This is a genomic window from Arthrospira sp. PCC 9901 (genome assembly GCF_059013425.1).
The window spans coordinates 1,250,918-1,276,267 of the sequence record NZ_CP102296.1 but is presented as its reverse complement, the minus strand read 5'-3'; the positions used below and the strand labels follow the sequence as shown (position 1 = coordinate 1,276,267).

13 protein-coding genes and 1 pseudogene are annotated in these 25,350 nt (G+C 42.6%); 4 read left to right on the top strand and 10 right to left on the bottom strand.

All coding sequences use genetic code 11. From position 1 onward, the window contains the following. Window positions 1–220: 220 nt before the first annotated feature. The 5 genes from NLZ44_RS05560 to psb27 all read right to left on the bottom strand — a co-directional run bounded on the left by NLZ44_RS05560 (window position 221) and on the right by psb27 (window position 8,158). Complete coding sequence (locus NLZ44_RS05560; RefSeq protein WP_493752118.1) at window positions 221–3,088, bottom strand: hybrid sensor histidine kinase/response regulator; 2,868 nt, start codon at window positions 3,086–3,088, stop codon at window positions 221–223. Between the two features lie 74 nt (window positions 3,089–3,162). Further along, window positions 3,163–5,100, bottom strand: coding sequence for an ABC-F family ATP-binding cassette domain-containing protein (locus NLZ44_RS05555; protein ID WP_315638938.1), 1,938 nt, complete (start codon window positions 5,098–5,100; stop codon window positions 3,163–3,165). Between the two features lie 88 nt (window positions 5,101–5,188). Further along, entirely contained in the window at window positions 5,189–6,034 is an 846-nt protein-coding gene (locus tag NLZ44_RS05550) for a prohibitin family protein (protein ID WP_493752117.1), read from the bottom strand. Between the two features lie 78 nt (window positions 6,035–6,112). Beyond that, window positions 6,113–7,672 (bottom strand): family 10 glycosylhydrolase, encoded by a 1,560-nt coding sequence (locus NLZ44_RS05545; protein ID WP_493752116.1) that lies wholly within the window; start codon window positions 7,670–7,672, stop codon window positions 6,113–6,115. An 87-nt stretch (window positions 7,673–7,759) separates the two neighbouring features. Continuing rightward, entirely contained in the window at window positions 7,760–8,158 is a 399-nt protein-coding gene (psb27, locus tag NLZ44_RS05540; RefSeq protein WP_111890931.1) for a photosystem II protein Psb27, read from the bottom strand. 106 nt (window positions 8,159–8,264) lie between these two features. Here psb27 and NLZ44_RS05535 point away from each other — a divergent pair, with 106 nt between their 5' ends. Beyond that, complete coding sequence (locus NLZ44_RS05535) at window positions 8,265–13,220, top strand: PAS domain-containing protein (RefSeq protein WP_493752115.1); 4,956 nt, start codon at window positions 8,265–8,267, stop codon at window positions 13,218–13,220. A 22-nt stretch (window positions 13,221–13,242) separates the two neighbouring features. On the opposite strand, the pseudogene NLZ44_RS05530 reads toward NLZ44_RS05535, so the two are convergent. The 5 genes and pseudogenes from NLZ44_RS05530 to NLZ44_RS05510 all read right to left on the bottom strand — a co-directional run bounded on the left by NLZ44_RS05530 (window position 13,243) and on the right by NLZ44_RS05510 (window position 21,702). Further along, window positions 13,243–14,431, bottom strand: a pseudogene (locus tag NLZ44_RS05530) (DUF8838 domain-containing protein). Between the two features lie 145 nt (window positions 14,432–14,576). Further along, window positions 14,577–16,118, bottom strand: coding sequence for a phosphomannomutase/phosphoglucomutase (locus tag NLZ44_RS05525; RefSeq protein ID WP_493752114.1), 1,542 nt, complete (start codon window positions 16,116–16,118; stop codon window positions 14,577–14,579). A gap of 88 nt (window positions 16,119–16,206) precedes the next feature. Then, entirely contained in the window at window positions 16,207–17,742 is a 1,536-nt protein-coding gene (locus NLZ44_RS05520; protein ID WP_493752113.1) for a diguanylate cyclase domain-containing protein, read from the bottom strand. Further along, entirely contained in the window at window positions 17,739–20,600 is a 2,862-nt protein-coding gene (locus tag NLZ44_RS05515) for a response regulator (RefSeq protein ID WP_493752112.1), read from the bottom strand. Before NLZ44_RS05515 ends, NLZ44_RS05520 begins: the two co-directional genes overlap by 4 nt. A gap of 163 nt (window positions 20,601–20,763) precedes the next feature. Further along, window positions 20,764–21,702 (bottom strand): class I SAM-dependent methyltransferase, encoded by a 939-nt coding sequence (locus tag NLZ44_RS05510; protein ID WP_493752111.1) that lies wholly within the window; start codon window positions 21,700–21,702, stop codon window positions 20,764–20,766. 322 nt (window positions 21,703–22,024) lie between these two features. On the opposite strand from NLZ44_RS05510, the gene NLZ44_RS05505 reads away from it, so the two are divergent. From NLZ44_RS05505 to NLZ44_RS05495, 3 genes are all read left to right on the top strand, one after another. Next, entirely contained in the window at window positions 22,025–23,194 is a 1,170-nt protein-coding gene (locus NLZ44_RS05505; protein WP_493752110.1) for a class I SAM-dependent methyltransferase, read from the top strand. Between the two features lie 293 nt (window positions 23,195–23,487). After that, the gene (locus tag NLZ44_RS05500) at window positions 23,488–24,054 is read left to right on the top strand and encodes a PEP-CTERM sorting domain-containing protein (RefSeq protein ID WP_493752109.1); all 567 of its coding nucleotides are present in this window, start codon (window positions 23,488–23,490) and stop codon (window positions 24,052–24,054) included. Between the two features lie 402 nt (window positions 24,055–24,456). Further along, complete coding sequence (locus NLZ44_RS05495; protein ID WP_493752108.1) at window positions 24,457–25,032, top strand: PEP-CTERM sorting domain-containing protein; 576 nt, start codon at window positions 24,457–24,459, stop codon at window positions 25,030–25,032. The last annotated feature ends 318 nt before the right edge of the window (window positions 25,033–25,350 follow it).

The following is a 25,350-nucleotide window of genomic DNA, read 5'->3' as shown; positions in this document are numbered from 1 at the left end:
TGGCCCAAATTTTACGATCGCACCCATACTAAAACCCCCAGAGACTAACCTGATTGATTCATAATCAGGTGTCTGCTTCTCAATTCAATTATAGAGCAGGGTTTCTGATGAGCTGGAAACTTTATCAAAAATTAACATATTGCCTAGATTTATTGCTATAATTGAGGGGCGATAGTTAACGGGACTGGCTCTGATTATGGGTGGGACTATAGGCACAAGGTTAGGGGTTTAAAAGGTTATGAATCAGGTTTGATAAATGTTTTAATTTAATCGGTTGAGTTAGATATTCATTGGCTCCCGCTTCTCGTAATTTTTCCGGTTCGCCAGTGTTTTCTACAGCAGTTAAGGCAATAATTGGTAAGTTAGTTAACTTGAGATTTTGGCGAATATATTTAATGGATGCTAAACCATCAAGCACAGGGATTTGAATATCCATTAAAATTAATTGGGGAGATTGGGATTTGATTAAAGCGATCGCCTCCTGTCCATTTCTAGCTATCAATAAACTATAGCCTTTAGCTTCCAGATAACTAGACAGTGTAATCAAATGAGCCTCGTTATCTACCGCCAGCATAATTAACGGAGATTTGGGATAATTAATCGCAGAATAAATCGGCAATTTTAAGTTATAATTATCATCTGTTTTGGAGATGATATTATTTGATGCTTCTTTAAAGGGCAAATAAACCGTAAAGCAGCTACCTTTACCCAGTTGACTGATCACCTGAACACAACCGCCATGTAATTCTATGATTTGTTTAACCAAAGCTAATCCCAGTCCGGTTCCACTATATTGACGATTGAGACTACTATCAATTTGGGTGAAAGGTAAAAACAGTGTATCTAAGTCATCGGGAGCAATCCCAATTCCGTTATCTATGACTGAGAAATAGATAGATTGAGGAGTGGAAATTGCCGGATTAGGAGATGGTTTTATGCCAACATTTAAGTTAATTTTACCAGCTTTATGGGTAAATTTTACCGCATTACTTAGCAAGTTAATCAGGACTTGACGCAGCCGCCGATTATCTACTTTGATGAAAGTTTTTTGTAATTGCTGGGGTATGTTACTCTCTATATTAATTTGTTTGGTAAATGCCAAGTGATTGACCAAAGTTAAACTAGAGTTACATAGTTCCTGCACTGATACTTCCGTTAGATATAGTTCGAGTTTCCCCGCCTCTATTTTGGAGAGATCCAGAATATCGCTAATTAATTCTAGTAAGTGTTTACCACTTTTTTCAATCATGGCGATCGCATGATGTTGATTAGGGTTCAATGTCCCTAATAGGCCTTCTTTTAACGCTTCCGACATCCCCAAAATCCCATTAAGAGGGGTACGCAGTTCATGGCTCATATTTGCCAAAAACTCATCTTTAAGGCGGGTAGCCCGGTCTAACTCGGCTACAGTTTTTTGCAATTGAATTTCCATCAATTTACGTTCACTGATGTCTACAACTACCCCATCCCAAAGAATATCGCCATTCGGTTGTTGTTCCGGTTGAGAAATTCCCTGTATCCATTTATTTTTACCAGATGGGGTAATCAATTTACCTTCCCAAGACCAGGTGTTTAAGGTGCTTGCAGATAGCAAAATTGAGGATTTAAGAGAGATAAAATCTTCCGGTTCAAACAGGTTAAATAACTCATTGGCATCTTGGATAATCCTATCAGCATCTAAACCAAAAATTTGTTGGCAGCGTTCACTCATATAGATAAAATCATGGGAGCCATCAGGATGCAAAACATATTGATATAAAACCCCCGGCATATTATTGGCAATGCGTGCAAATCTGTCCTCACTTTTCTTGATCGTGGCGGCGGATTTTTGGCGTTCACGAACTGCTGCTTGCTGTTCGCTAATATCCCGAATGACAAAAACTACCTCATGGTCACCACAGGGAGCCACCCGGACTTCTTCATGACGCAAAACCCCATCAATCACTACATCTTGTTCATAGGTTTGTAGGGTTTTGGTGGCTAGGGCTGTTTGCGTAACCTGACTATATTTCGCCGCAATAGGAGGGGGTAATAGTTCCATGATTGAGCGACCAATGGCTAATTTTATGTCAACTAAATTTCCGACATATTCGGAAGGATAAATAGCCATATATTCCCCTTTAATGCTCAGTCGAAATACTAGGTCAGGAATGGCTTGCAAAGTTGCCTTTAGTTGTTCTTGACTGCGTTGGAGGGCATTGTAGAAAGCCTTGCGCTGGGTAATATCATTGGAAATACCACAGAGGGCGTAGGGTTGCTGATTTTGGTCAAACAGGATAAACTTATGGGAGAGGAAAGTATAATTTTGGTCATGGATGGTCACCTCTTCCTCGATCTGATGGAAGTGACAAGATTCAATTACTATGCGGTCATGTTTTTCAAAAACATCAGCGACTTCGGGGAGATAAAAATCATGGTTAACTTTGCCAATGATATCTGCTAGAGTACAGTTAAATAATTTCAGAAATGCCCTGTTAACAAAGGTATGTCGTCCTTGTAAGTCTTTGACATAAATTACCGCCGGAGCAAAATTAAGCATTGCTTCTAACTTAGCTTCACTTTCTCTGAGGGCGGCGGTACGTTCTTCCACCCGCACTTCTAACTGTTGATTTAAGTCGGCTAAGGCTTGGGTAGTCCGATCGCGTTCAATAGCAATGGAGGCAATATGAGCGCTAAGGCTGAGAATTTCTAACTCTTGATTTTGGGGAGTGCGACAGGTCTTGAAATAAACGGTAAAAGTTCCTAAAACTTGCTGATCACTACCGATCGCCGGAGCCGACCAACAAGCACGCAATTGATGTTCTAGGGCTAAATGTCTGAAGTTTTGCCATAGGGGGTCTGTCGCAATATCAGCAACGATGACAATATCCCGACAAAAAGCAGCTTTTCCACAGGAACCAGCTTCGGGACCAATGATCATCCCATCTAAAGCCTGGGAGTAAGCCTTGGGCAAATTAGGGGCTGCGCCGTGGTGTAGTTTCCCGTGGCGATCGCATAGTAAAATCGAACAGAGTCCCCCCTGGAATTGCTTTTCCATTGACCGGGCTAGGGCATCAAGAATTTCGGGAAGCGGGTCTAACTTAGCCATGATAACTTCTGCTTTCTTGCTAAAGATGCTACGGTGAAATGGTGATTGTGCAAGCCTAGACCCCCTCCCTTATTTTAAGATAAACTGGCAATTTCTGCCAACTCCATCCATCTTTCTGTCGCCTGATCAATTTCCACTGTCAAGGACTCAACTTGCTGGTGTAACTCCTGCACCCGACTGACAGAAGTTGATGAGGCTTGGTAAAGTTCCGCCTCTAACTGCTGTTTTTTCTCCTCTAACTTAGCGATTTCTTTTTCCAGATTTTCATACTCTCGCTTTTCCTTAGAGGAAAGTTTGCGCCGCCCGTCTTTCCCCCAGGAATAGCGGGGGGATTTTTCCGGTTCTGGTTGGCTGGGGGTAGCCTCGACCTGCATTTGCTGTGACTGTGCTTTGGCGACTTCTTCCGCTTGTTTATAGTCCAAATAAACGGAATAATTACCGGGATATTGACGCAGGACTCCCTGAGACTCAAAGGCGAAAATCATATCGACGGTGCGATCTAAAAAATAGCGATCGTGAGACACGACGATCGCGCATCCATTAAACTCCTCTAAATACTCTTCCAACACCGAAAGAGTCTGCACATCTAAATCATTAGTCGGTTCATCTAAAATCAGAACATTGGGTGCTTCCATTAATACCCGTAACAGAAACAAACGCCGTTTTTCGCCGCCAGATAGCTTATTTAAGGGAGCATATTGTTGGGCGGGAGGAAATAGAAACCTCTCCAACATTTGGGAAGCGGTAATTTGGGTTCCGTCAGCGGTAGTCACATATTCTGCGACCTCTTTTAAATAATCAATAACCCGCTGATTTTCATTCATCGCTTCCAGCAGGTTATCACAATGTTGGTCAAAATAGCCAATATGAATAGTGCTGCCAATTTCCACAGTTCCCGAGTCCGGTTCAACCCGACCCGTAATTAAATCTAAAAGGGTAGATTTTCCGACTCCATTACTGCCAATAATTCCCACGCGGTCTTGGGGGTTAAATGTATAGGTAAAATCTTTAATTAAAGTTTTGTCATCATAGGATTTAGCAATATTCTTTAACTCAATTACCTTCTTACCAATGCGGCGACCGGGGGTCGAAATTTCGACTTTCCCGATGGTTGATTTAAACTCAACATCCTGCATTTCTTCAACTCGTTGAATCCGGGCTTTTTGCTTAGTGCTTCTGGCTTTGGGTCCTCGCTTTAACCATTCCAATTCTCGGCGCAAAACTCCTTTATGTTTATGTTGTTGGCTGACCGCTACATCTTCCATTTCGGCTTTTTTTTCCAAGTAATAGGAATAATTGCCGGAGTAGGTATATAAATCACCGCGATCGATTTCAATAATGCGGTTAGTGACCTTATCTAAAAAATAGCGATCGTGAGTAATTAAAAACAAAGCGCCCCGATAACTATTCAAATAATCCTGTAACCATTCCACAGACATAGCATCGAGATGGTTAGTCGGTTCATCCATTAATAAAACATCTGGTTCTCGCAATAGCGCCGCCGCCAAAGCAATACGTTTGCGATATCCTCCCGAAAGGCTGCCAATTTTGGCATCAAAATCCTCGATTCCCAATTTAGTTAAAATAATTTTTGCCTGAGTTTCCAATTCCCAAGCATTACTAGCATCCATGCGCTGCATAATTTCGGAAAAGCGAGTCATGAGGCTTTCATCATCGGGAAATTTAGCAATTTTTAAGGAAAGTTCCTCATATTCCTGAATCAGATGCAGTTTATCACCACTATCAGCAAAAACCTGTTCTAAAACGGTGTTATTTTCATCAAGTTCTGGTTGTTGCGGCAAATATATTAGTTTAATTTTCGGGTTAACCCAGAGTTGACCGCCATCAATATGTTCGCTACCTACAATCATTTTTAGTAGGGTGGATTTTCCAGAACCATTAGTTCCAATTAAACCCACTTTATCCATAACTCCTAAATTCAGGTTAGCATCCCTAAGAATTTCTTTAGTTCCGAAGTCTTTTTGAACTGATTGTAGAGTTAATATATTCATCTTTTAGCTAAGGGCTTTATTGGCAAATCTTAATAGTTGAAATAGGGGCGGATGCCCCTACTAGGAAATAACAACTGGGTGACAATGATTAGGATTTAGTTAGGTCGCCGACGTTAAATAAGAAGGGAACCTTACTTTTAGAATCACCCAAAATCAGGACTTTAGGCATTTGAGAACCCCCTTGTCGCCAAGCCTCGATCGCCTCTTTTTGCAGTACCAACTCACCGCCTTGAGCCTTGAGAGTTTCGGCTAATAAGCGTTGAGCTTCCGCCCGACCCTTAGCGCGGTTAATGTCGGCTTGGGCTTGTTGTTCAGCTTCTTTAGCGACATAGACAGCCCGCCGCGCCCGTTGTTCAGCGATTTGTTTTTCTTCAACGGCGCGAGCAAATTCAGGGGAGAAAGTCAGATCGACAACACTGGTATCTAAAACAATAATGCCATATTTATCTAATCGTGACACCAGAGCCTCGTCAAAATCTGCTTTCAGTTCCTCCCGTTGTGTAATTGCTTCCTCAATGGTACGTTTAGCGGCGGCAATTTTAAAAGATTCCTGAGTTTGGGGGGCGACAATTTTAGATACCACATTTTGCAGAGTACCTTGTTCCCGGCGGATCTGCACGACATTTACGGGGTCGAGGCGGAAGTTAATGGCAAAACTAGCGGAAAGTTGCTGTAGATCCTTGGTGGAACTTTGGGCGGGAACTTCAAACTTCTGGACGGTGACATCATAAATATCGACGGCGGAAATTATGGGAGGCTTAAAGTGTAACCCCTCTAGTAGTGCGCCATCCTGGGCTTTTCCGAGAATACTTAACACGGCGGCTTGACCAGGATTAATAATTACAAAAGAATTAAGCCCAATCAGAATAGCCAGTGCGACGATAATTCCCAGAACAATGGCTGGTAAACCCTGTTGGGGTTGTGCGCTTTTCAAAGTTATAACTCCTTAGTTATGAACGACAGTATAGAAGAGGCTGGAAAGCATCATCTTCTAGTTTAAAGGTTTTGCCGATTACCGACATGATTGACGATCGCGTGTAAGTTGTGGTTCTTGCCAATCGTAGGAATAATGGCTGATCGACTGAATTTGGGGAATAGCATTGATAATGTCGCGCATCTGATGTTCTAGGGGGGGGCGGTTTTTAATGGATTTGCCCCAGTCTCCGGCGATCGCTGGGATAATTTTAGTTCCCGGTTGGGCTTGGTTAGCAACAGTTTCCACTTGTTCAACTATACAGCTTGTGGTGCCACAAACTCCATAGGCCATGGGATGCCATTCGATCGCACTAGGGAACCGATCCCAAGGTTGCAGCCGGGAATCAAAACCCTGTTCCCCAACGCGACGGTTAGCCTCGGGGAAAAACACCGCCCCAGCCGGAATGCCGCGTGATTGTACTGGCTGGCTAAACATATTTAAAAAGTCCAGAATCCCCTGTTGGGCGTGAGCCACACTCAACCGCCACAATTGTTGATTAAAGGTATTTCCCAGGCTGGGAATACCACTGAGAGCGGGGAGGGTGGTTTCATCATGCCACAGGGGTGGTTTTTCTGGTGGCTGTGGTTCCTGTGGCTCTGCTGGTGTTGGCTCCGTTGGCTCAGGATACTTTTGATTGATCTGATTAACATCATTTTCGGTGACAAAACCCTGGCTAACATAGCGTTGTAGCAGTTCCCGTCCCCGGTCGTTGTTGGCTCGTTGCAGCAAGGCGGACAGGGAAGCATCCCCATAAATCCATAAATCCTTAACCCGGCTGGCTACTGATTGAGGTCCCAAACCCCTGGGATAGCGAACATAGTCAAACAGAACACCACTGGGGCGACGGCTAAGGACGGCATTCAGGAGGGTATTAAAATCTTGTCGTGCGGTGGGATTATAGGGGTCAACGAAACCCTGATTGATGTAGCTTTCCCCAAAATCGTTGCTGGCGGTGCCGTCTAAATTCGCGGTGACGGTGGTTTCCCCACTACCATTGACCGCAAGGACTCCGGCGCGGTTAGGTAGTAGGGTGTAGGTATAACCAAAGTTGAGCATAAACATCCAGGCGTAAACCTGTAGCCCCCGTTGTCTGCCTTTTTCGATGGTTTGCGCGAGGAGGTCTACTTGTTCCAAGCCAGGCGATCGCATCACTGACGGCCAAGGGGTGGGGTTATTGGCTGCGGGAAGTAACACCTGACCGTCATAAAATACTTCTAGGTAAACTTGGTTATAGCCTTTGTTGATGATGTCATCTAACAGCTTTTCGATGGCTCCGGGTTGGGCATCACAGCTATATAGTCTTAACCATAAGGCCTGATTTTGGGGGCGGCTTTGCTGACGACAGCGATATACAGCTTGGGCGTGTTGAATCAGGATCTGGTTATATTGCTGTTGGGCGTTGCTATCCCCCGATAGAGCGCTTTGGCGCAGGCTTTCTTTTTCGGCGATCGCCTCTGGGGAGAGGCGACAAAAGGCTATGGTTTGCGATCGCCCTGGGCTAGTGGCCAACAGGCTTAATAATATAGCCCCTAACATGGGTTTATAGAGACTCAGCAGACAGTGAAGCCAATTTAAGGCGATCGGTGATTTAGCCATAGCACATATACCACATAAAAGCAACTCTTAATCATTACAGATCAGATTGAGTTGCCTCGGTTAATTTCCCCATCAGGTTAGCCGGAGTTAAGCGCCCCGTTTCACAGCCGCTTCTACTTGTTTAAACTCCTGTTCTAGTCTTTGCTTGAGTTTATCAGGAACGGGACGGTTAGGGTAGGAACTGTAATGACCTGCTAGGGCATTTAAGGCAGTCCGCATAGTAGTAAAGGAACTGGAAGTAGAAACCGCTGGGTCTCGACGGTAGCGGGAAGCGAAACTATTAATCAGGGTCCGGGCTTCCGCCTGGGCGGCGGGCTTTTCTGGGGCATCTTCCGGTAAAGCGATCGCAGTTCTCAAACTATTGACAACTGCTAAGGTATCCTGGCTATAATTTCCTGTGAGGCCATCGGGTGAGTTACCACAGCCCACCAGGGCAACGGTAACGACCATCAGTAGGGCAACCAGACGAGAAACAAAGTATTTCATAAAAAGACTGTCAAAATAACCTAACTACAATCCTACCCTGAATTGCCAACAGCCACCCACATAGGTTACAAAGTGCAGGTACAGATACAACCGATAATGTCAGGTTGTGTTACCTAGAATAGCTATCACACCCTCGGCTTTCTTAGTTTTGTTTCCGGCTATTCGCCCATGGGATAATGTATTTGATGCCAGTGCCACAGAATCAATCCCTATTCACCATCTCCTAACTAAGCTAATGATTAGCCAAGACCTATTGTTCTCGAATTTGTCGTTATATAAGGCAATTGATCGACACCCGCTGACGGCTTCTCCTGAAACTCCCTTAATGGGGGTCATCTCCATGATCAGCCCACAGCCAAAAAGTGACTCTGACAGGGAAACCCAGCCACAGCGGAAAAGTTGCCTCCTAGCCGTAGAACAGGGAAAACTGGTCGGTTTAATTACGGAAAGGGATCTCGTGCGCCTGGCTACCCAATATCGCAGCTTTGACCATTTAACCTTAGCGGCGGTGATGACTCGTGATCTAGTCACCCTATCAATAGAACCCCATCAAGACATTTTTACTGCTATTACCCTGATGCGTCAACATCAGATTCGCCATCTTCCGGTTTTGTCGAAAACTGGTGAACTGCTGGGATTAATTTCCACACAAACCCTGCGCGAGTGTTTGCAGCCAGGGGATTTGTTCAAATTACGTCAAGTCGCCGAAGCCATGACGCGAGACGTGATCCATGCTACCCCTAACGCTTCTATTTTACATCTGGCTCAATTGATGGCGGAATATCGGGTTAGTTGTGTGGTCATTGCTGAACCCAAAATCGGGGATAGTTTCCTATGGCATCCTGTGGGAATAGTCACAGAAAGAGATATTGTCAAGTGTTCAGCCCTGCATCTTAATTTTGATCGGATGATGGCGGCTGACATTATGAGTAGCCCCCTATGGTGTTTGCACCCCACAGAAAATTTATGGGTAGCCCATGAACAAATGCAGCAACGGGGAGTCCGTCGGTTAGTGGTGTGTGATGAACAACAGCAGTTAGTGGGTATTTTGACTCAAACCAGTTTACTGCAAACTCTTAATCCCCTGGAACTTTATAATACCATTGAAGCCCTACAACAGCAGGTTAATAAATTACAATTTGAACGGATTAAACAGATGCAGAATGACCACAATCATACTCACCAAGAACTGCAAAAACAGCGAGATTTTACGGCGACTATATTAGATACTGTTCCGGCTTTAATTGTGGTTTGCAATACCCAAGGTTACATCGTTAAATTTAATCAAGCCTGTCGGACAATTACCGGATATTCTTGGCAAGAAGTTCAAGATAGACCGTTTTGGGAGATTTTATTAGTTCCTGAAGAAGTGAACAGCGTAAAAAAGGCGTTTGCGGATTTAACAGCGGGGAATTTTCCCAGTTATCATGAAAATTATTGGGTGACGAAAACAGGCGATCGCCGTTTAATTGCCTGGTCTAATACAATTTTATGTGATGATGATGGGCAAGTGGAATATATTATCGGCACGGGAAAAGATATTACGGAACGGAGACGGGCAGAAATTGAGTTAGAATCCCAGAAGGAAGCCTATCGTAAATTAGCATCATCCCTGGAAAAACAAGTAGAGTCAAAAACCGCTGAACTTTCCGGAATAAATGCTCAACTTAAAATCGAGATTAATCAGGGAAATCATATTCAAAAAAAGCTGATATCTGCCCAACAAAGATTAAATGATTTACTCAATTCAAGTTTGGCAATTATCTATAGCTGTGACCCGGAAACTATGCGGGTGACATTCATTAGTAGTAATGTGCAAAATGTCCTGGGATACACTCAGAAAGAATTCCAAGAAAGTGTCGAGTTTTGGGAAGAGAGAATTCATCCAGAAGACCGAGATTTTGCCTGGTCTAAAGTTCGTGAGGTTTTGACGAAAGGGACATCTTTTTATGAATATCGTTTTCGCCATGGGGATGGTAGCTATCGCTGGATGCAAGAACATCTAAGGTTAGTATTAGATGCGGCGGGAAAACCCAGAGAAGTGGTGGGCTATGGTTTTGATATTAGCGATCGCAAACAAGCAGAAATAGCAGCAGCGGAACGAGAGGCGATCTTGTCTAGTTTCTATAATAGCACCAGCATGATGATGGGTGTAGTAGAACTCCTAGATGGGGATATTATCCACATTTTTAGTAATAATGCAACGGCTGAATTTTGGGGTGTGAGTCCTGATGCTCTGAAAAATGCCCGGTGTAGTGAAATGGGTGTACCCGCCTCAATTATTGAGTTGTGGTGTCAACATTATCGGGAAAGTCAACAGCTTGGGAAACCGATTAAATTTGAGTATATTCACACCCTAAATGATGGGGAACATCACTTATCGGTTACGATTTCGCCTATCCTCAATTCGGGCTTAGACAAGTTGAGGTTTTGCTACATTGCTGAGGATATTACCCAAGCCAAAAAAACCGAATATCAATTATATAAAATTACTCAAGATTTGCTCAACTCTCAAAAAATAGCGGGTATTGGTACTTGGGAATATAATGTAAGTTCGGGTAAAATTACTTGGTCAGAAGAGGTGTTCCGGATTTATGGCATGGACCCGACCCAAGGGGAACCTACTTTAGCAGAATTACGAGAAAAAATGCACCCGGATGATCGCGATCGCCACGCGGAAGATGCCGAGCGATCGTTGACTTCTGGAGAACCTTTTTATACAGAATATCGTCTGGTTCGTCCCAGTGGAGAAATTCGTTATATTCAAGGTATGGGAGGGGTTGAATATGATGCAGAAGGGCAACCATTACGGTTATTTGGCTCGGTAATTGATATCACCGAAAAAAGACAAGCAGAGATGGCTTTAAGTGCTTCTGAGGCTAAATATCGCCGTCTGATTGAACAAATGCCAGCGGCTACCTATACGGCTAATTTAGATGACAAATTGAGCATACTTTATATTAGTCCTCAAATTGAGCGTTTGCTGGGTATTTCAGCCAGTGAGTGGTTAAAAAATAGTAAGGATTGGCTGGAGTTAGTGCATCCAGAAGATCGCGATCGCGTGTTGGAGGAAATCCGTCAAGGTATCGAAGAAAATCAAGGCTTTAGTGTTGAATATCGGATGTTTTCGCGATCGGGAAATGTGGTCTGGGTGCGTGATAACGGCAAAGTCGTCCTGGATAACCAAGGCAACCCCACATTCCTCCAGGGAATTATGATTGATATTAGTGACAAGAAAGAGGCAGAAATTGCCCTCCAAGAAAGCGAGGAAAAATTCCGTCAAATTGCTGAAACAGTCCGAGAAGTGTTTTTTATGACATCTTTTGATGGTAAAAAAATGCTGTATATTAATCCCGCTTACGAGAAAATTTGGGGGAAAAGTTGCGCCAGTCTCTACCAAAACCCTCAACATTGGATTAATTCCGTACATCCAGAAGATCTACAGCGCGTGATAGAAGCATATCAGCGCCAAGTTCAGGATAAGTTTGTTTTTGATGAGGAATACAGAATTATTCGCCCTGATAGTACAATTAGATGGGTAGCAGCGCGGGTTTTTCCAGTCACTGATAAATCAGGTACAATCTATCGTTTTGCGGGAATTGCCGAAGATATTACCTCCCGAAAACTGATGGTTGAACAAGTCAAAAACAGCGAGAAATTTATTCAGAAAGTTACTGATTATATTCCCAATGTTTTGTACATATTCGACATCATCAAAAAGCGCAATGTTTATATCAACCGCAATATTCAAGATATCCTAGGATACACCTACCAACAAATTCAAGAAACCGGAGGAACTTTACTCTATGAAATTCTCCATCCTGAAGATTTACCCATCATCGAAAAACACTTTCAAGATATGTCCAAAGCACAAGATGGTCAAATATATACCGTAGAATATCGCGTTCAAAAAGCCAATGGAGAATGGCGGTGGTTACTGAGTCGGGATCTCGTTTTTAGTCGCCATTCAGATGGACGGGTTCAAGAAATTTTAGGGACGGCGACAGATTTAACCGATCGCAAAGAAACCGAAGAAATATTACACACTACTTATCAGCATCTCAAGCAAAAAAATCGGGAAATGGAAATTGTCCGAAAAATGATTGAATTTCTGCAAGCCTGCGATGCAGTTGAGGAGGGATATGGGGCGATTGCGGAATTTCTCAAACAGCTTTTTCCCGATTTTTCTGGGGCGGTATTGGTAATAGATCCTGATAGCCCGGAATCGGATTTAGAAGTGGTTTCTACATTTGGTGAACTCCCACATCAGGAGATAAAATTTACTTTCAAAGACTGTTGGGCGTTACGAAGAGGAAAAATTCATACCGCCAGTGACCAGCAATCGGGTTTATTTTGTAATCATATAAATTCTGAACTGCTACCTAAATATTCTTTATGTATTCCCCTAATTGCCAAAACCAAAATTTGGGGATTATTATACATGATTACTGAATCGTCTTTCGTTAATATGGAGTCTTCCGAACAACTAGGGCGCACTGTTGCTGATCAGTTATCTTTGGCTTTATTCAACTTGAAACTTCAGGAACAATTACGCCTAGAAAGTATCCGAGATCCTTTGACTGGACTCTTTAACCGTCGCTATCTGCAAGAAACGCTCAATCAAGCCTTAGCCAAGGCTAACCGCAAAAATGAACCCTTATGTATTATCATGATAGATATTGACCATTTTAAACACTTTAATGATACGTTTGGTCATGAAGCTGGGGACTTAGTTTTGCAAGAAATTGCTCATTTTATCCAAACAAATATCAGAAGTTCTGATACGGCTTGCCGTTATGGGGGGGAAGAAATGACGTTAATTTTGCCAGAAACTACCCTAGAAATAGCGAGCGATCGCGCCCAGTTTTTATGTGAGGGAATTCGCGGATTAAAACTGCAACACCAAAACCGAGATCTCGGTCAAATTACGGCTTCTTTTGGGGTGGCTAGTTTCCCAGAACACGCCCAAACTTTAGATGATTTACTGAGACTAGCTGATGATGCTTTATATCTGGCAAAAAACCAAGGACGCGATCGCGTAGTAGTATGGGAGTTTCTCTAATCAAATAGCTGATAATCAGACCCTAACAACAACTTGATGGAGAACAACAAGACTCGTCGTTATTAATATTAGTGACGTGGTAATTCTCACCTTTAGTTAGTTTAGGGTCGCGGATGGCATTTTGCCGACAATCAAATTCTTTAGCATCCTTTAGATCAATATTTTGATAGGGAGGAATGGGGATAATATCGTCACTGTAGGGACTCCTAGTATAGATGTTAAAGGTTTTATCACAAACTGCCATAGGTTGACCTCGATAAAGGGTATGACCATCATCATCAACTACCTGTTTCCAAGGTCCTTTATAAATTACTGCTTGATGGCGTTCTAAACAAGGACGCTTCTTTCCCTTTGTAGGCGCAAACTGTTACAGACCGAAATTCAATGCCATCAATTACCTGCCAAGGTTCGGTCTGACGGGTTAAGATTTCGACCCCATAAAATCCGGCATTTTCAAACATTTGTAAAAATTCGTGTTCTTGAAAAGCGCCAGCAATGCAACCACTCCACAATTCTGGGTCGTTGATAATTGTTTCGGTGGGGGGTTCGTCACACACAATATCAGAAATAACCGCCCTTCCTCCGACTTTTAAGACTCGGTAAATCTCGGCAAATAGTTTCACTTTATCCTGAGATTTAACTAGGTTCAGCACGCAGTTAGACACGACTACATCCACAGTTTCATCAGGGATTAAGGGCTGGTCTTGGCGGAGGCGATCGCACATTGCCTCAAACCGGGATACATCTTCTATGGAGGTAATAGGATTATCATTTAACCAGGTTTGCGCTATAGCCAAATTTAGCCCCAAATCCTGGATTTTTCCCTTAACAAACTCAGTATTTTTATAGCCCAACTTATCGGAAATTTCATCTTGATACTTACAAGAAAGCGCCAGCATATCATCATTAAAATCAACCCCAATTACTCGCCCATCTTTGCCGACTTTTTGGGCGATAATATAGCAATTTTTACCAGCGCCAGACCCCAAATCTACCACCACTTCCCCAGAATTAATATATTGGGTGGGGTCGCCACAGCCATAGTCTTTCTCAACAATTTCTGATGGCAAAATCTCCAGATAATTACCATTATATGATGTCGGACAACACAGGGAAGGCTGAACATCTTTCGCCCCGGCTTTATAGCGTTCTAAAACTTCATTTTCTATATCATAGTTAACAGCAGTATTTGCCGATTTAGCTGGAGTCATGATTTAAGCATCCTTAGGTTGATGATATGGATCTATACACAGATAGGCTGTAATTCATGCCATAGCTTGATTATACTAGATCCGGTTAATTTCTGGGTTGGGGGGAATGCGCCAGCCACTATAGGTCTGACGCAGGAAATCAGAGTTATTTAATTCCCGAAAATGTCGAGATATCTAGGGAGTCGATACCTTGGAAAAACCCTAATAAACGGTTAGCAATTTTCGCCACGCCACCGACCACATTTGATTCAATATTTAACGGTAAAACCGGATCATGAAGGGATAGGCGCAATAAAAACCAGCCATCCTCGTCGGGGGACCCACAGGAAACCCGAACCCCCTCGTAGTTTTTGGGGACAATTTCCCAGTCGGTTTGTTGGGAGACAAACTGATTGAGTTTTTCAATGACGTTATTACCTAATGATTGAAAATCATCATTTTGAATAGTGATCCGCACTTCTTCACTCTCGGCGGGTTCCTGTAAATTGGCAATTAAATCGGTGAGAGATTTACCTTTTAGGTGGGTTTTAGCTAGTTCAATTAACAGCTTGCTAACTAAATATGCACCATCATCTAAAAAGTAGTTCTCTTTCATAGCACCATGACCGGAAGTTTCAATAGCCAGCCAAGATTCCTGTCCGCTTTCATTAAGTCGTATGGCTTCATTAATTACATTTTTGTAACCGCGCTTAAAGCGATGATGAACCCCTTTTAATTCCTGCTCGATAAAATGAGTTAAGCCATCGGAAGTAATGGAATCAGTGACGATCGCAGAACCGGGATGTTCTCGTAAAACTATCGCCGAAATTAAGGCAATTAGGCGATTTCGGTTAAGTTCTTTCCCCAACTGATCAACGGCTGCACCCCGATCTACATCGGTATCAAAAATAATCCCAAAATCGGCTTTATTGTCAATAACCGCTTGACAAATTGACTGCATAGCCGCTTGATTTTCCGGGTTGGGAACATGATTAGGGAATGTGCCATCAGGGTCTAAAAATTGGCTCCCTGTGGTATCAGCCCCTAGGGGTTTTAAGACTTTTTCGGCATAAAATCCCCCCGCACCATTGCCAGCATCAACGATTATTTTTAATCCAGTTAAAGGCTGTTCCAAGTTGGTGGGATGATTGACACCTTGGCGAATGGTATTAACTAATCCTTCGGCATAGACAGAAATAAAATCATGTTGTATAATAGAACCAGGGGTGGGAGAGTTGGCAAAATCGTTGAGTTTCGCTAACTCCAAAATCTCGGAAATATCCGACTTTCCTAGGCCTCCTTGGGGGGTAAAAAACTTTAAGCCATTACGGTTAAAGGGGAGGTGGCTGGCGGTTAACATAATTGCGCCATCACATTCCCAGCCGGGGGTAACGGTACTCATAAACATGGCGGGAGTTGAGGCGATCGCCAAATCATAAACCTGAGCCCCAGTTGATATAATTCCCTCCATAACTGCTTGACTTAGCACAGGTCCAGATAGACGACTATCTCTACCTACCGCCATAGTTAATTCTGCGGTATTTTTACCCAGTTTTTGGCTGACCCAACTCGCGAAGGCTTTACCTAAGATAGTGGCAATTTCAGGAGTTAGGTTAACTGGTTCATTGGCTACACCTGCTATGGCGACTCCTCGAATATCCGAGCCATTTTGTAGCTTTTTCCAGTCCCAATTAGCAACTTGAGCCATAGTTAATTTATCCGGAATTGATGACTATACTAGATGATCATACTATAACTAGCAAGTGGTTATCAAAAAGTTAATGAATAATTAACAATTAGCCCCGTTCCATTTTCCAGACCATATAAGTATTGCGGCTTTTTTCTTTAGCTTGATATAGGGCGGAATCTGCGGATTTTAACAGTTGTTCTGGGGAGGTATTAATAGATGGAATTATGCTAGAAATACCCTGGCTAACAGTAATGCGATCGCTCACCATAGAAGCACTATGGGGAATATTTAATTGTTGAATTGCCACCTGGATTCGCATAGCCACTTGTATAGCACCTTCGCAGTTAGTATTTGATAAAATAATGGCAAACTCTTCCCCCCCATAACGAGCCACTAAATCCCCCGGACGCATAGCTGATTCTTGGATAGCTTGAGCCACTCTAATTAAGCAATTATCACCCGCTAAATGTCCGTAAGTATCGTTATACTTTTTAAAGTAATCGACATCACACAGAATCAAGGATAAAGGCAACTTTTCCCGCTGCATACGCCGCCACTCCAGCCACAAAAATTCATTAAAATGGCGACGGTTTGCCACCTGAGTTAATCCATCTAAGCGCGCCAAACGGTCTAGTTTAAAATTAGCTTGTTTAAGTTGTTGATAAAGACCAGCCTGTTGCAGGGGAAAACTAAGTTGAGTAGCCACCGCTTGCATTAATTCCAAAATGCGGATTTGACAATGAGTAGTTTTCGTGGTATAAAATACGAGAATCGCCAAAACTTCATTAGATACTAAAATCGGTATACCAAACATAGATTTTAAACCCGCTTGCGTGGCTAAATCTGCCCGGTCATAAACCTGACGAGAACAAGTAGAAATTTCTGGCAGCCATTCCGGTTGTTTAGAGAGCCATATTTTGCCAGGGAAACCTTGTCCCATAGTAAATACACGCTGACTAGATACCTGTTGAAAGTGGCTAAATTCTGGTTGAATTTCTCCCAAAATTGGCACATACTCTAAGGTATGATTTTTATGATTAGGTATCCAGGCTTCTCCATACTCCCATAAAGTGTTATCACAGACAGTATCAATAACCGCACCGATCGCCTCTTTGAGAGTAGTAGATCGCCCAATTGCCCAAGTAGCCCTCAGCAATAGGCGCGTTTCCCTTTCCGATTCTTTTAGTTGTTGATTTTGCTCAATTAGAGTCTGATTTTTAGCTTCTAATTGTTTCTGAAGATAACGAAGAGTCAATTGATTATGAATGCGGGCGAGTGCCTCTTCAACCTGAAAGGGTTTAGTAATATAATCCACCCCGCCAACTTGAAAGGCTTTTAACTTATCAATTCCCTCATTTAAAGCCGTTAAAAAAATCACAGGGATATCCTGAGTTTCCGGGTTATTTTTGATAGACTGACACACCTGATAACCGTCCATTTCTGGCATCATAATATCAAGTATAATCAGGTCAGGTCGAAACCGAGTTAGGCTTCGCAGTGCCAATTTACCACTGGTAGCCAGTCGAACATCATACCCCTGTTGGCGGAGTATATTTTGCAGTAAACGCAGATTATCTGGAACATCATCAACCACTAAAATAGTGATTGGTATTGAATTAAGGTCAGAATTAATACTATTCATCTGAGATTTAAATCAGTCTGTACTTCCAGCATTTCCCAAATGCTTTCATAATCAAAATTTACCGCACATTGACGAAGTGCGATCGCCAATTCGGAAGCCTGGGGGGAAATTTCTTCAATCAGGCTATTGATTTCCGGTTCATTTAGAGTCATGACTGCATCAGCCAAAGCTGTCCGCCACCCCAAAGGCATTTCTGCCAGTTGATTAGCTATTTTATCAACATTTTTATCAATATTAGGGGAAATAGACTCAACCCCCTCGATAGTTTCCGTTGATTGATAGTCATTGCCGAAAAATTTAGTGATATATGCCATAATTTTAGGAACTTCTATAGGTTTATGAACAAACTCATCACAACCCGCCTCGATCGCCTCCCACCTTTCCTCTGCAAAAGCACTAGCAGTTAAGGCAATAATGATAGTTTTCTCCTGACTATCGGGAGATATACCTAGGTTTTGTTCCTGTCGGCGGATTTCCCTTGTCACCTCATAGCCATCAATTAGGGGTATTCTCAGATCCATCCAAATTAGATGGGGGCGAAAATTTTGCCAGATAGCGATCGCTTCTTCTCCATTGGTAGCCTGTTGAATTTCAAACCCCAGAGGTGATAGAATCTGGTGGAGTAATTGCCGATTATAATAATTATCCTCAACCATCAAAATCCGATGTTGACCACGCCGATTATTTACCCGAGGATAATCGTCTAATTTGGGCTGATGATTTTGATAAGTTTTAGCACCATTTTCCCGATGGTGATGTTCTCGGACTAGCACATTTAATTTAAATTTAAAAGTAGTGCCATTGCCGACCTCCGAGAAAATTTCCATCTCCGAACCCATTAGCTGTAGATATTTTTGACAAATAGTTAACCCCAATCCCGTACCTTCCTGGGAATCAATACCCGCCTTCGCTTGAAAAAATGGTTGATACAATTGCGCTATTTCCTCTGGAGTAATCCCCACCCCACTATCAGTCACAGCTATTTGCAAACGACAAATTTGTGGTGATGAAGAACTAAATTGATGGTCAGCCGTGATCACAATTCTACCCTGGCTGGTAAACTTAATAGCATTACCAATCAGATTAATCATGATTTGTCGCAATTTCAGGCGATCGCCACGAATATATCGGGGTAAATCGGGGGGATGCACAAAATCCAAATAGAGATTTTTCTGACTAGCTTTGAGGCTAAATAAATCTTTAAGTTCATCCAGCATTCGCCACAAATCAAAATCATCATTAGATACCGTAATCCGTCCGGCTTCAATTTTCGACAAATCTAGTATATCATTAATTAAACTCAGTAAATGTTCACCGCTACGCTGAATAATATTGAGATTATTATGCTGATGTTCCGTGAGATTATCACCATAATTAAGCAGTTGAGTAAATCCTAAAATTGCATTTAAGGGAGTCCTTAACTCATGACTCATATTAGTTAAAAAAGTAGTCTTAGCTTTGTTCGCCGCCTCAGCCACTTCTTTCGCCCTCACCAATTCTTCCTCAGCCTGTTTGCGATCGCTGATATCTAAAACCACTCCCTGCCATAAAATATCCCCATTGGGGCGTTTTTCCGGTCTAGCATTACCCAAAATCCAGCGAGTTTTTCCCGAGGGAAGAATATGTCGCCATTCATGGGAAAAAGAACTTAAATCCGCCAAACTATCCATAATCTTTTGAGAATAAGTCCGCACATCATCTGGATGAATTTGTTTAAGTAAAATTAAAGCATCAGCTAAAACCTGTTCCGGTTCCAGTTCAAATAATTCTCGACAGCCTTCGCTAATATATTCAAACCAGAATGAATTATCAGCACTAGCCACATAGCTATAAATAGCGCCAGGAATATTAGTAGCAATACTTTCTAATCTAGCCTGACTCGATTTCAGAGCTTCTTCCGTGCGACGGCGATCGCCAATATCAAGCACAATAGCCAGATGAGAAATAGCCTGACCCTGAGAATTATAAATTAGGGAAAAACTCCCCTGGGTCCAAATAGCCGTGCCATTTTTATGAAGGTAACGTTTTTCCAGAGAAACCGACTCAATTTCTCCTCGGTGTAATTGTTCTATTAAGGGGCGACATTTTGGTAAATCTTCAGGATGAGTCACCTGTTCAAAAGTTTTGTGATATAGTTCCTGTTGGCTATAACCTAATAAGTCACAAAAGCATTGATTAGCCCTAACAAATAAACCTGATTTAATATCAGCTTGATTAATTCCCACCGCCGCCTGTTCAAAAATAGCCCGCAGTTGAGTTTCCCGCTGCGCCAAACCTTGTTCAACTTGTTTAATGTCTATGAGATCCATTAACATCTTAGGATTAGCCATAATTTCCTCTGGCTTCACCCCAATTAACTCCTGAATTATGCCACTAATATCCGAAAAATCAGCAGCAACCTGATGTTTTTCCAAAGTAGTTTTAGGGTGATTATCAGTTACTTGCTCTAGCTGTATTTGTAGCGATCGCCACTTGAGTTGATGTTGAATTTTAGCTATAATTTCCACAGGTTCCAGGGGGTAAGTCATATAATCCGCCCCTCCCACCGTAAACACTTGCACCCGATTACTCAAATCATCTAAAATAAAAATAACCGGAATATTACAGGTAGCATCATCATTTTTTAACTGTTCACAAAGCTGATAGCTATTAACATCAGGAATATTGGCATCAAGTAAAATCAGATCAGGGGAATTAGCCGGTAACTGTAGCCACTCCCTCGCTAGATTGCCAGAGTTTAGCACCTGTACTTTATACCCCTGCGGTGCTAAAATTTGGGAGAAAATACCTATATCTTTCGGTATAGCATCCACCACTAAAATACAGCTTAGGGATGCAGCGGATAACTCTGAACTCATTGTTTCCCCCAGACTTCAACTAATTTTCTCATCAGTTAGTATAATCAAGTCTGATTAAACTGGTGGGGTGAGTCCATTCGATGGGGCTGCTACCATTAACGCGAATACCCTAGGGACAAAACCCCTAGGGCGATCGCATCATCGCAGAAACCATGGTAAAAACTTAATCAATCCTCAATTCTGGGGGGACAGTCTCCAGAGGAAGTTCTTGTTCTTTTTTGGCTACACACATCAAAGACAAAGCCGCCTCCGGGGTATTCCGATTAATCCCCGACAGTCGCTGACCTAAAGCGTAACGCCAATGGGGAGGTTGACCGCAGTTACCCCCAACAACTTCAGCCCCCACAGTATTATTATGGGGATAAAGTTTAACCGTAAATCCCAACGGACGCAGATTCTGATAAAATAAAGCCGAGGTAACTCCATCCCCTGGTCGATGATGGGCTTCTGTTTTTAAGGCTGCTAATCTTTCCGAGTATTTGATATGCAGATTGCGGAAAATTAGCCGATATAAAGGTAATCTAATTTGGTACAATACCATAGCTAAACCTCGGTAATTCCAGGCTGATAATTGCGGATCATGATCCACAATTAAAGTACCCCCAGGACGCAGCAAACGTGCCGCTTCTACTAGCACTTTCACCATATCATCGCAATGATGCACCGTAGCATTTAAAGCCACAATATCAGCAAAACTAGAGATAAAAGGGAGATAATGGGCATCAGCCAACACAGGATTATAGCCAATTTTTTTAGCCATTTTTAGGGAACCGAGAGCCACATCTACACCAATTAAGAGTTTAGGTTTGCCACCAATAGAAGCGTAAAGATTCCCCGGACCGCAACCAATATCTACCACAATTTTATCATCCCAAGTTCCACTCACCGCGTCCCAGCGTTGTTTAAATTTGGGGTAACGATGACAAGCATCAAAATAGGTTTTTGCCCATTCTGGATGGCTGAAAAACTCAGCATTGGCTTGTAAAAATGCTGTATGATTAACAATCGGAAATATGGGGATACCTTGGTCATAGGAGACTATCGGAAATTTGGGATCAAGAAAATCCCCTAGTCCGGGGATGGTTTTAGGCTGAATTGTCATAATTTTTGACGGGGCGAAAGTGACTGAAACTTCCCCACACCTGATTTTTCTGAATTATGACGATCGCGACTAAGCCACTACCATATAAATCATCAGGCGCGGCGATGGTATTGATTTAAAGATAATTTATTTGTTTGAGAAAAAAAAAGATTTTAGCCCGGCTTTGTAAAACTTATGTAAAGATTCAATCAAGATGCGATTAATTATTTAGTGATTGTTAAATTTTCATTAAGTTTAGGGCTATGCTTCCCCAATTGTGGAAATTTCTATGATAGAATAGTAAATTGTCTAATAACCCCATGGGCGGAAATTTTGGTTATATATGGTATCTGTAACCCTGGTCGATCGCATTAGTCAACGAATTGGCAACCATCCCCAAAATCGGATTACTTTTGCGGAGTATATGGAGATGGCACTCTATGACCCCAAACAGGGCTACTATAACCATAACTCCCCCCAAATTGGCGCACAGGGGGACTTTTTCACTTCCCCTCACCTAGGTTCAGATTTTGGCGAGTTACTAGCTGAACAGTTAGTAGAAATGTGGGAAATTTTGGGAAAGCCGGAACCGTTTACCTTAGTGGAAATGGGGGCGGGTCAAGGAATTTTGGCTGCGGATATTATCGGCTATCTGCAACGACAATATCCCCAAGTTGTCGGGGTATTAGATTATGCGATCGCCGAAAAATCCACCCGACTAAAAACCGAACAACAGCGGCGCTTTCAGCAATTGGGCGCACCCTTTACCCAAATCCGTTGGTGTGATTTAGATGAAATTGCCAACCATTCAATTACCGGATGTTTTTTCTCCAATGAATTAATCGACGCTTTCCCCGTGCATTTAGTCACCCGCCAGAATAATCAATTACAGGAAATTTATCTAACCACTACCGGGTCAAAATCCGATTACCAATTAGCCGAAGTAGTCGGGGAACTTTCCACCCCCCAACTAGCTGACTATTTTCGGTTAGTCGGTATTGATTTATTATCGGAGGCTTACCCCGAAGGCTACCGAACCGAGGTTAATCTAGCCGCTTTGGGGTGGGTAGAAACTGTGGCTAGAAAATTGCGGCGGGGATTTGTGCTAACTATTGATTATGGCTATAGTGCCGATCGCCTTTATAGTCCGACCCGCCGGGAAGGAACCCTACAATGTTACTATCAACATCGCCATCATAATAACCCCTATATATACATAGGTGAACAGGATATAACCGCCCATGTGGATTTTACCGCCTTACAGCAAAAAGGGCGATCGCTCGGACTCCAAACCATCGGCTTTACCCAACAGGCTTTATTTCTGATGGCTTTGGGATTAGGCGATCGTATAGCCACCGTTTCCGAAGGCCCAAAAATTTCCCAAGTATTACGGCGGCGGGAGGCTTTACATTCCCTCATTGACCCCATGGGATTAGGTAACTTTGGCGTTCTGATCCAGGGTACTTTCTCCCATGATGTAAAACTGAGGGGGTTAAGTTCACCTCAATGGTAGAAAATCGGACCATATCTAGCTACTCTCACTAAAATTTCCCCCGCAAAAAAAAATCGCATCTAATCAAAAACAGTCAATTCTTAATTACTTTTTGTCTACAGCTAACAATATTTTATCATCTTGGGTTAATTTTCCTAAAGTCATAAAGCCAATGTAAACCTTATGTAAAGATACTGTAAATCCGTAGAAACACTGAAGACATAATGGGTCATCTCGTGTACAATAATTACTATATTGAAAGACCTAGCCTCGTGTTTAGTGCTTAGTTAAATTTATATTTTGGGAGGACGGAAATGAAAGTTAGATTTTTAAATATTGCCACAGCCACAGTTTTAGCCACTGGCTTAGTATCCACCTTTGCACCCGATGCCATGGCCCAACCTGGCAACCCCGCTGTTTGTCAAGATAATATTTTTAGTGGCTTGTTTGAAGAGTGTAAGGCAGTGTCTGGTGGACGCGAGGGAAATGACAATGCTACTGCCATTGCAGACCTGTTTGGCAAAGAAGTAGTTGGCGATTACAAAGTTGATGCCAGCAGTGGTTCTACCGACTTTTTCACCATCACCAGCACTGGAGAAGGTGTCGGAACCCTCGACTTACTCGATCCCGCACTCGCTAATAAAACCTTTGCCTTTGTGATCAAAGGTGGTAACGGCTATGCAGCTTATATGTTCAACGGTATTAGCCAACTAAGTGATTTAGACTGGTCAACTGGTGGCCCTGGTCTGTCTCACGCCACTCTTTATGTGTTCGATAGCCCAACTCCCTCAATACCTGTTCCTGAACCCGGAGCCCTGTTAGGTGTAGCCGCCATTGGTGGTTTACTGGTAGGCCATAAATTGATGTCTCGCAAAAGCTAGATAAATTAGCATCCCTACTCAGCTTCAGAAATTAGACATAATAACCCGGTGATCTGGTCTTTAATAATTGCCGGGTTATCTCCTTTTCCGGGTTCTGCTTAGGGCCAGAGAAAATAGGACCATGCTGTAGTTAACTACCCGGCTATTTTATAAGTCAAAATAATCTGACATTATATATATAAGTCAATGATTCCATGTTTTTTGTATAAAGCTAATAGTGTTTTATGGGTGGTGTTGGCAGCGGATATAATTTAAAGCCAATGTAAGCCTTATGTAAAGATACCGTAAAATCCTTAAACAACTATAGACAGCCCTAGTTAGGTCAGATATGATAGTTAACAGTAAAGGAAAGCAACACCTTGCTTCCTACCCCGCCCAACCTAGATTTTTGGAGAGCAGCAGATGAAAGTTAAATTTTTAAATATCACCACAGCCGCAGTTTTAGCCACTGGCTTAGTATCCACCTTTGCACCGGATGCCATGGCCCAACCTGGCAACCCCGCTGTTTGTCAAGATAATATTTTTGGTGGCTTGTTTGTAGAGTGTCAGCAAGTATCTGGTGGTGGACCCGCTGGAAATGACAATGCTACTCGCATTGCAGCGCTATTTGACCGAGAAGTAATTGCCGATTTCAAAGTTGATGCCAGCAGTGGCCAGGTCGCAAATGTTTTCGACATCACCAGCACTGGAGAAGGTGTCGGGACTATGAACTTCCTCGACTCCACACTGGCTAATTCTAACTTTGCCTTTGTGCTGAAAGGTGGTAACGGCTATGCAGCTTATCTGTTCAACGGTATTAGCCAACTAACTGATTTAAGCTGGGCAACTGGTGGCCCTGGTCTGTCTCACGCGACTCTGTATGTATTCGACACCCCGACTACTCCCGGAACACAAGTTCCCGAACCTGCAACCCTGTTAGGTTTAGTAGCCCTTGGTGGTGTGATGGTTGGTCAAAAAGCCATCTCTCGCAAAAGCTAGATGAATTAGCATCTCTACTCAACTTCAAAAACTAGGGACAATAACCCGGTGCTATGGTCTTTAAGACTAATTGCCGGGTTATCTCCTTTTCGGGGTTCTGTGGAGAGTCAGGCTCTAGGGGTTAAGTTCACGGGAATCATAGAAAATACGACTATAGTTAGTTAGGATAACTAGAATTTCCGCAATTAAAGAAGTTTAAATAAACTGATAATATCTATTAGCGTCAATTATTAACTGTATTGCATCCATAAATGATAGGATTGGATAGCGGATACTTTACTTAACAGAAACTTAAAGTAAGTGTGAGCATTATGTAAA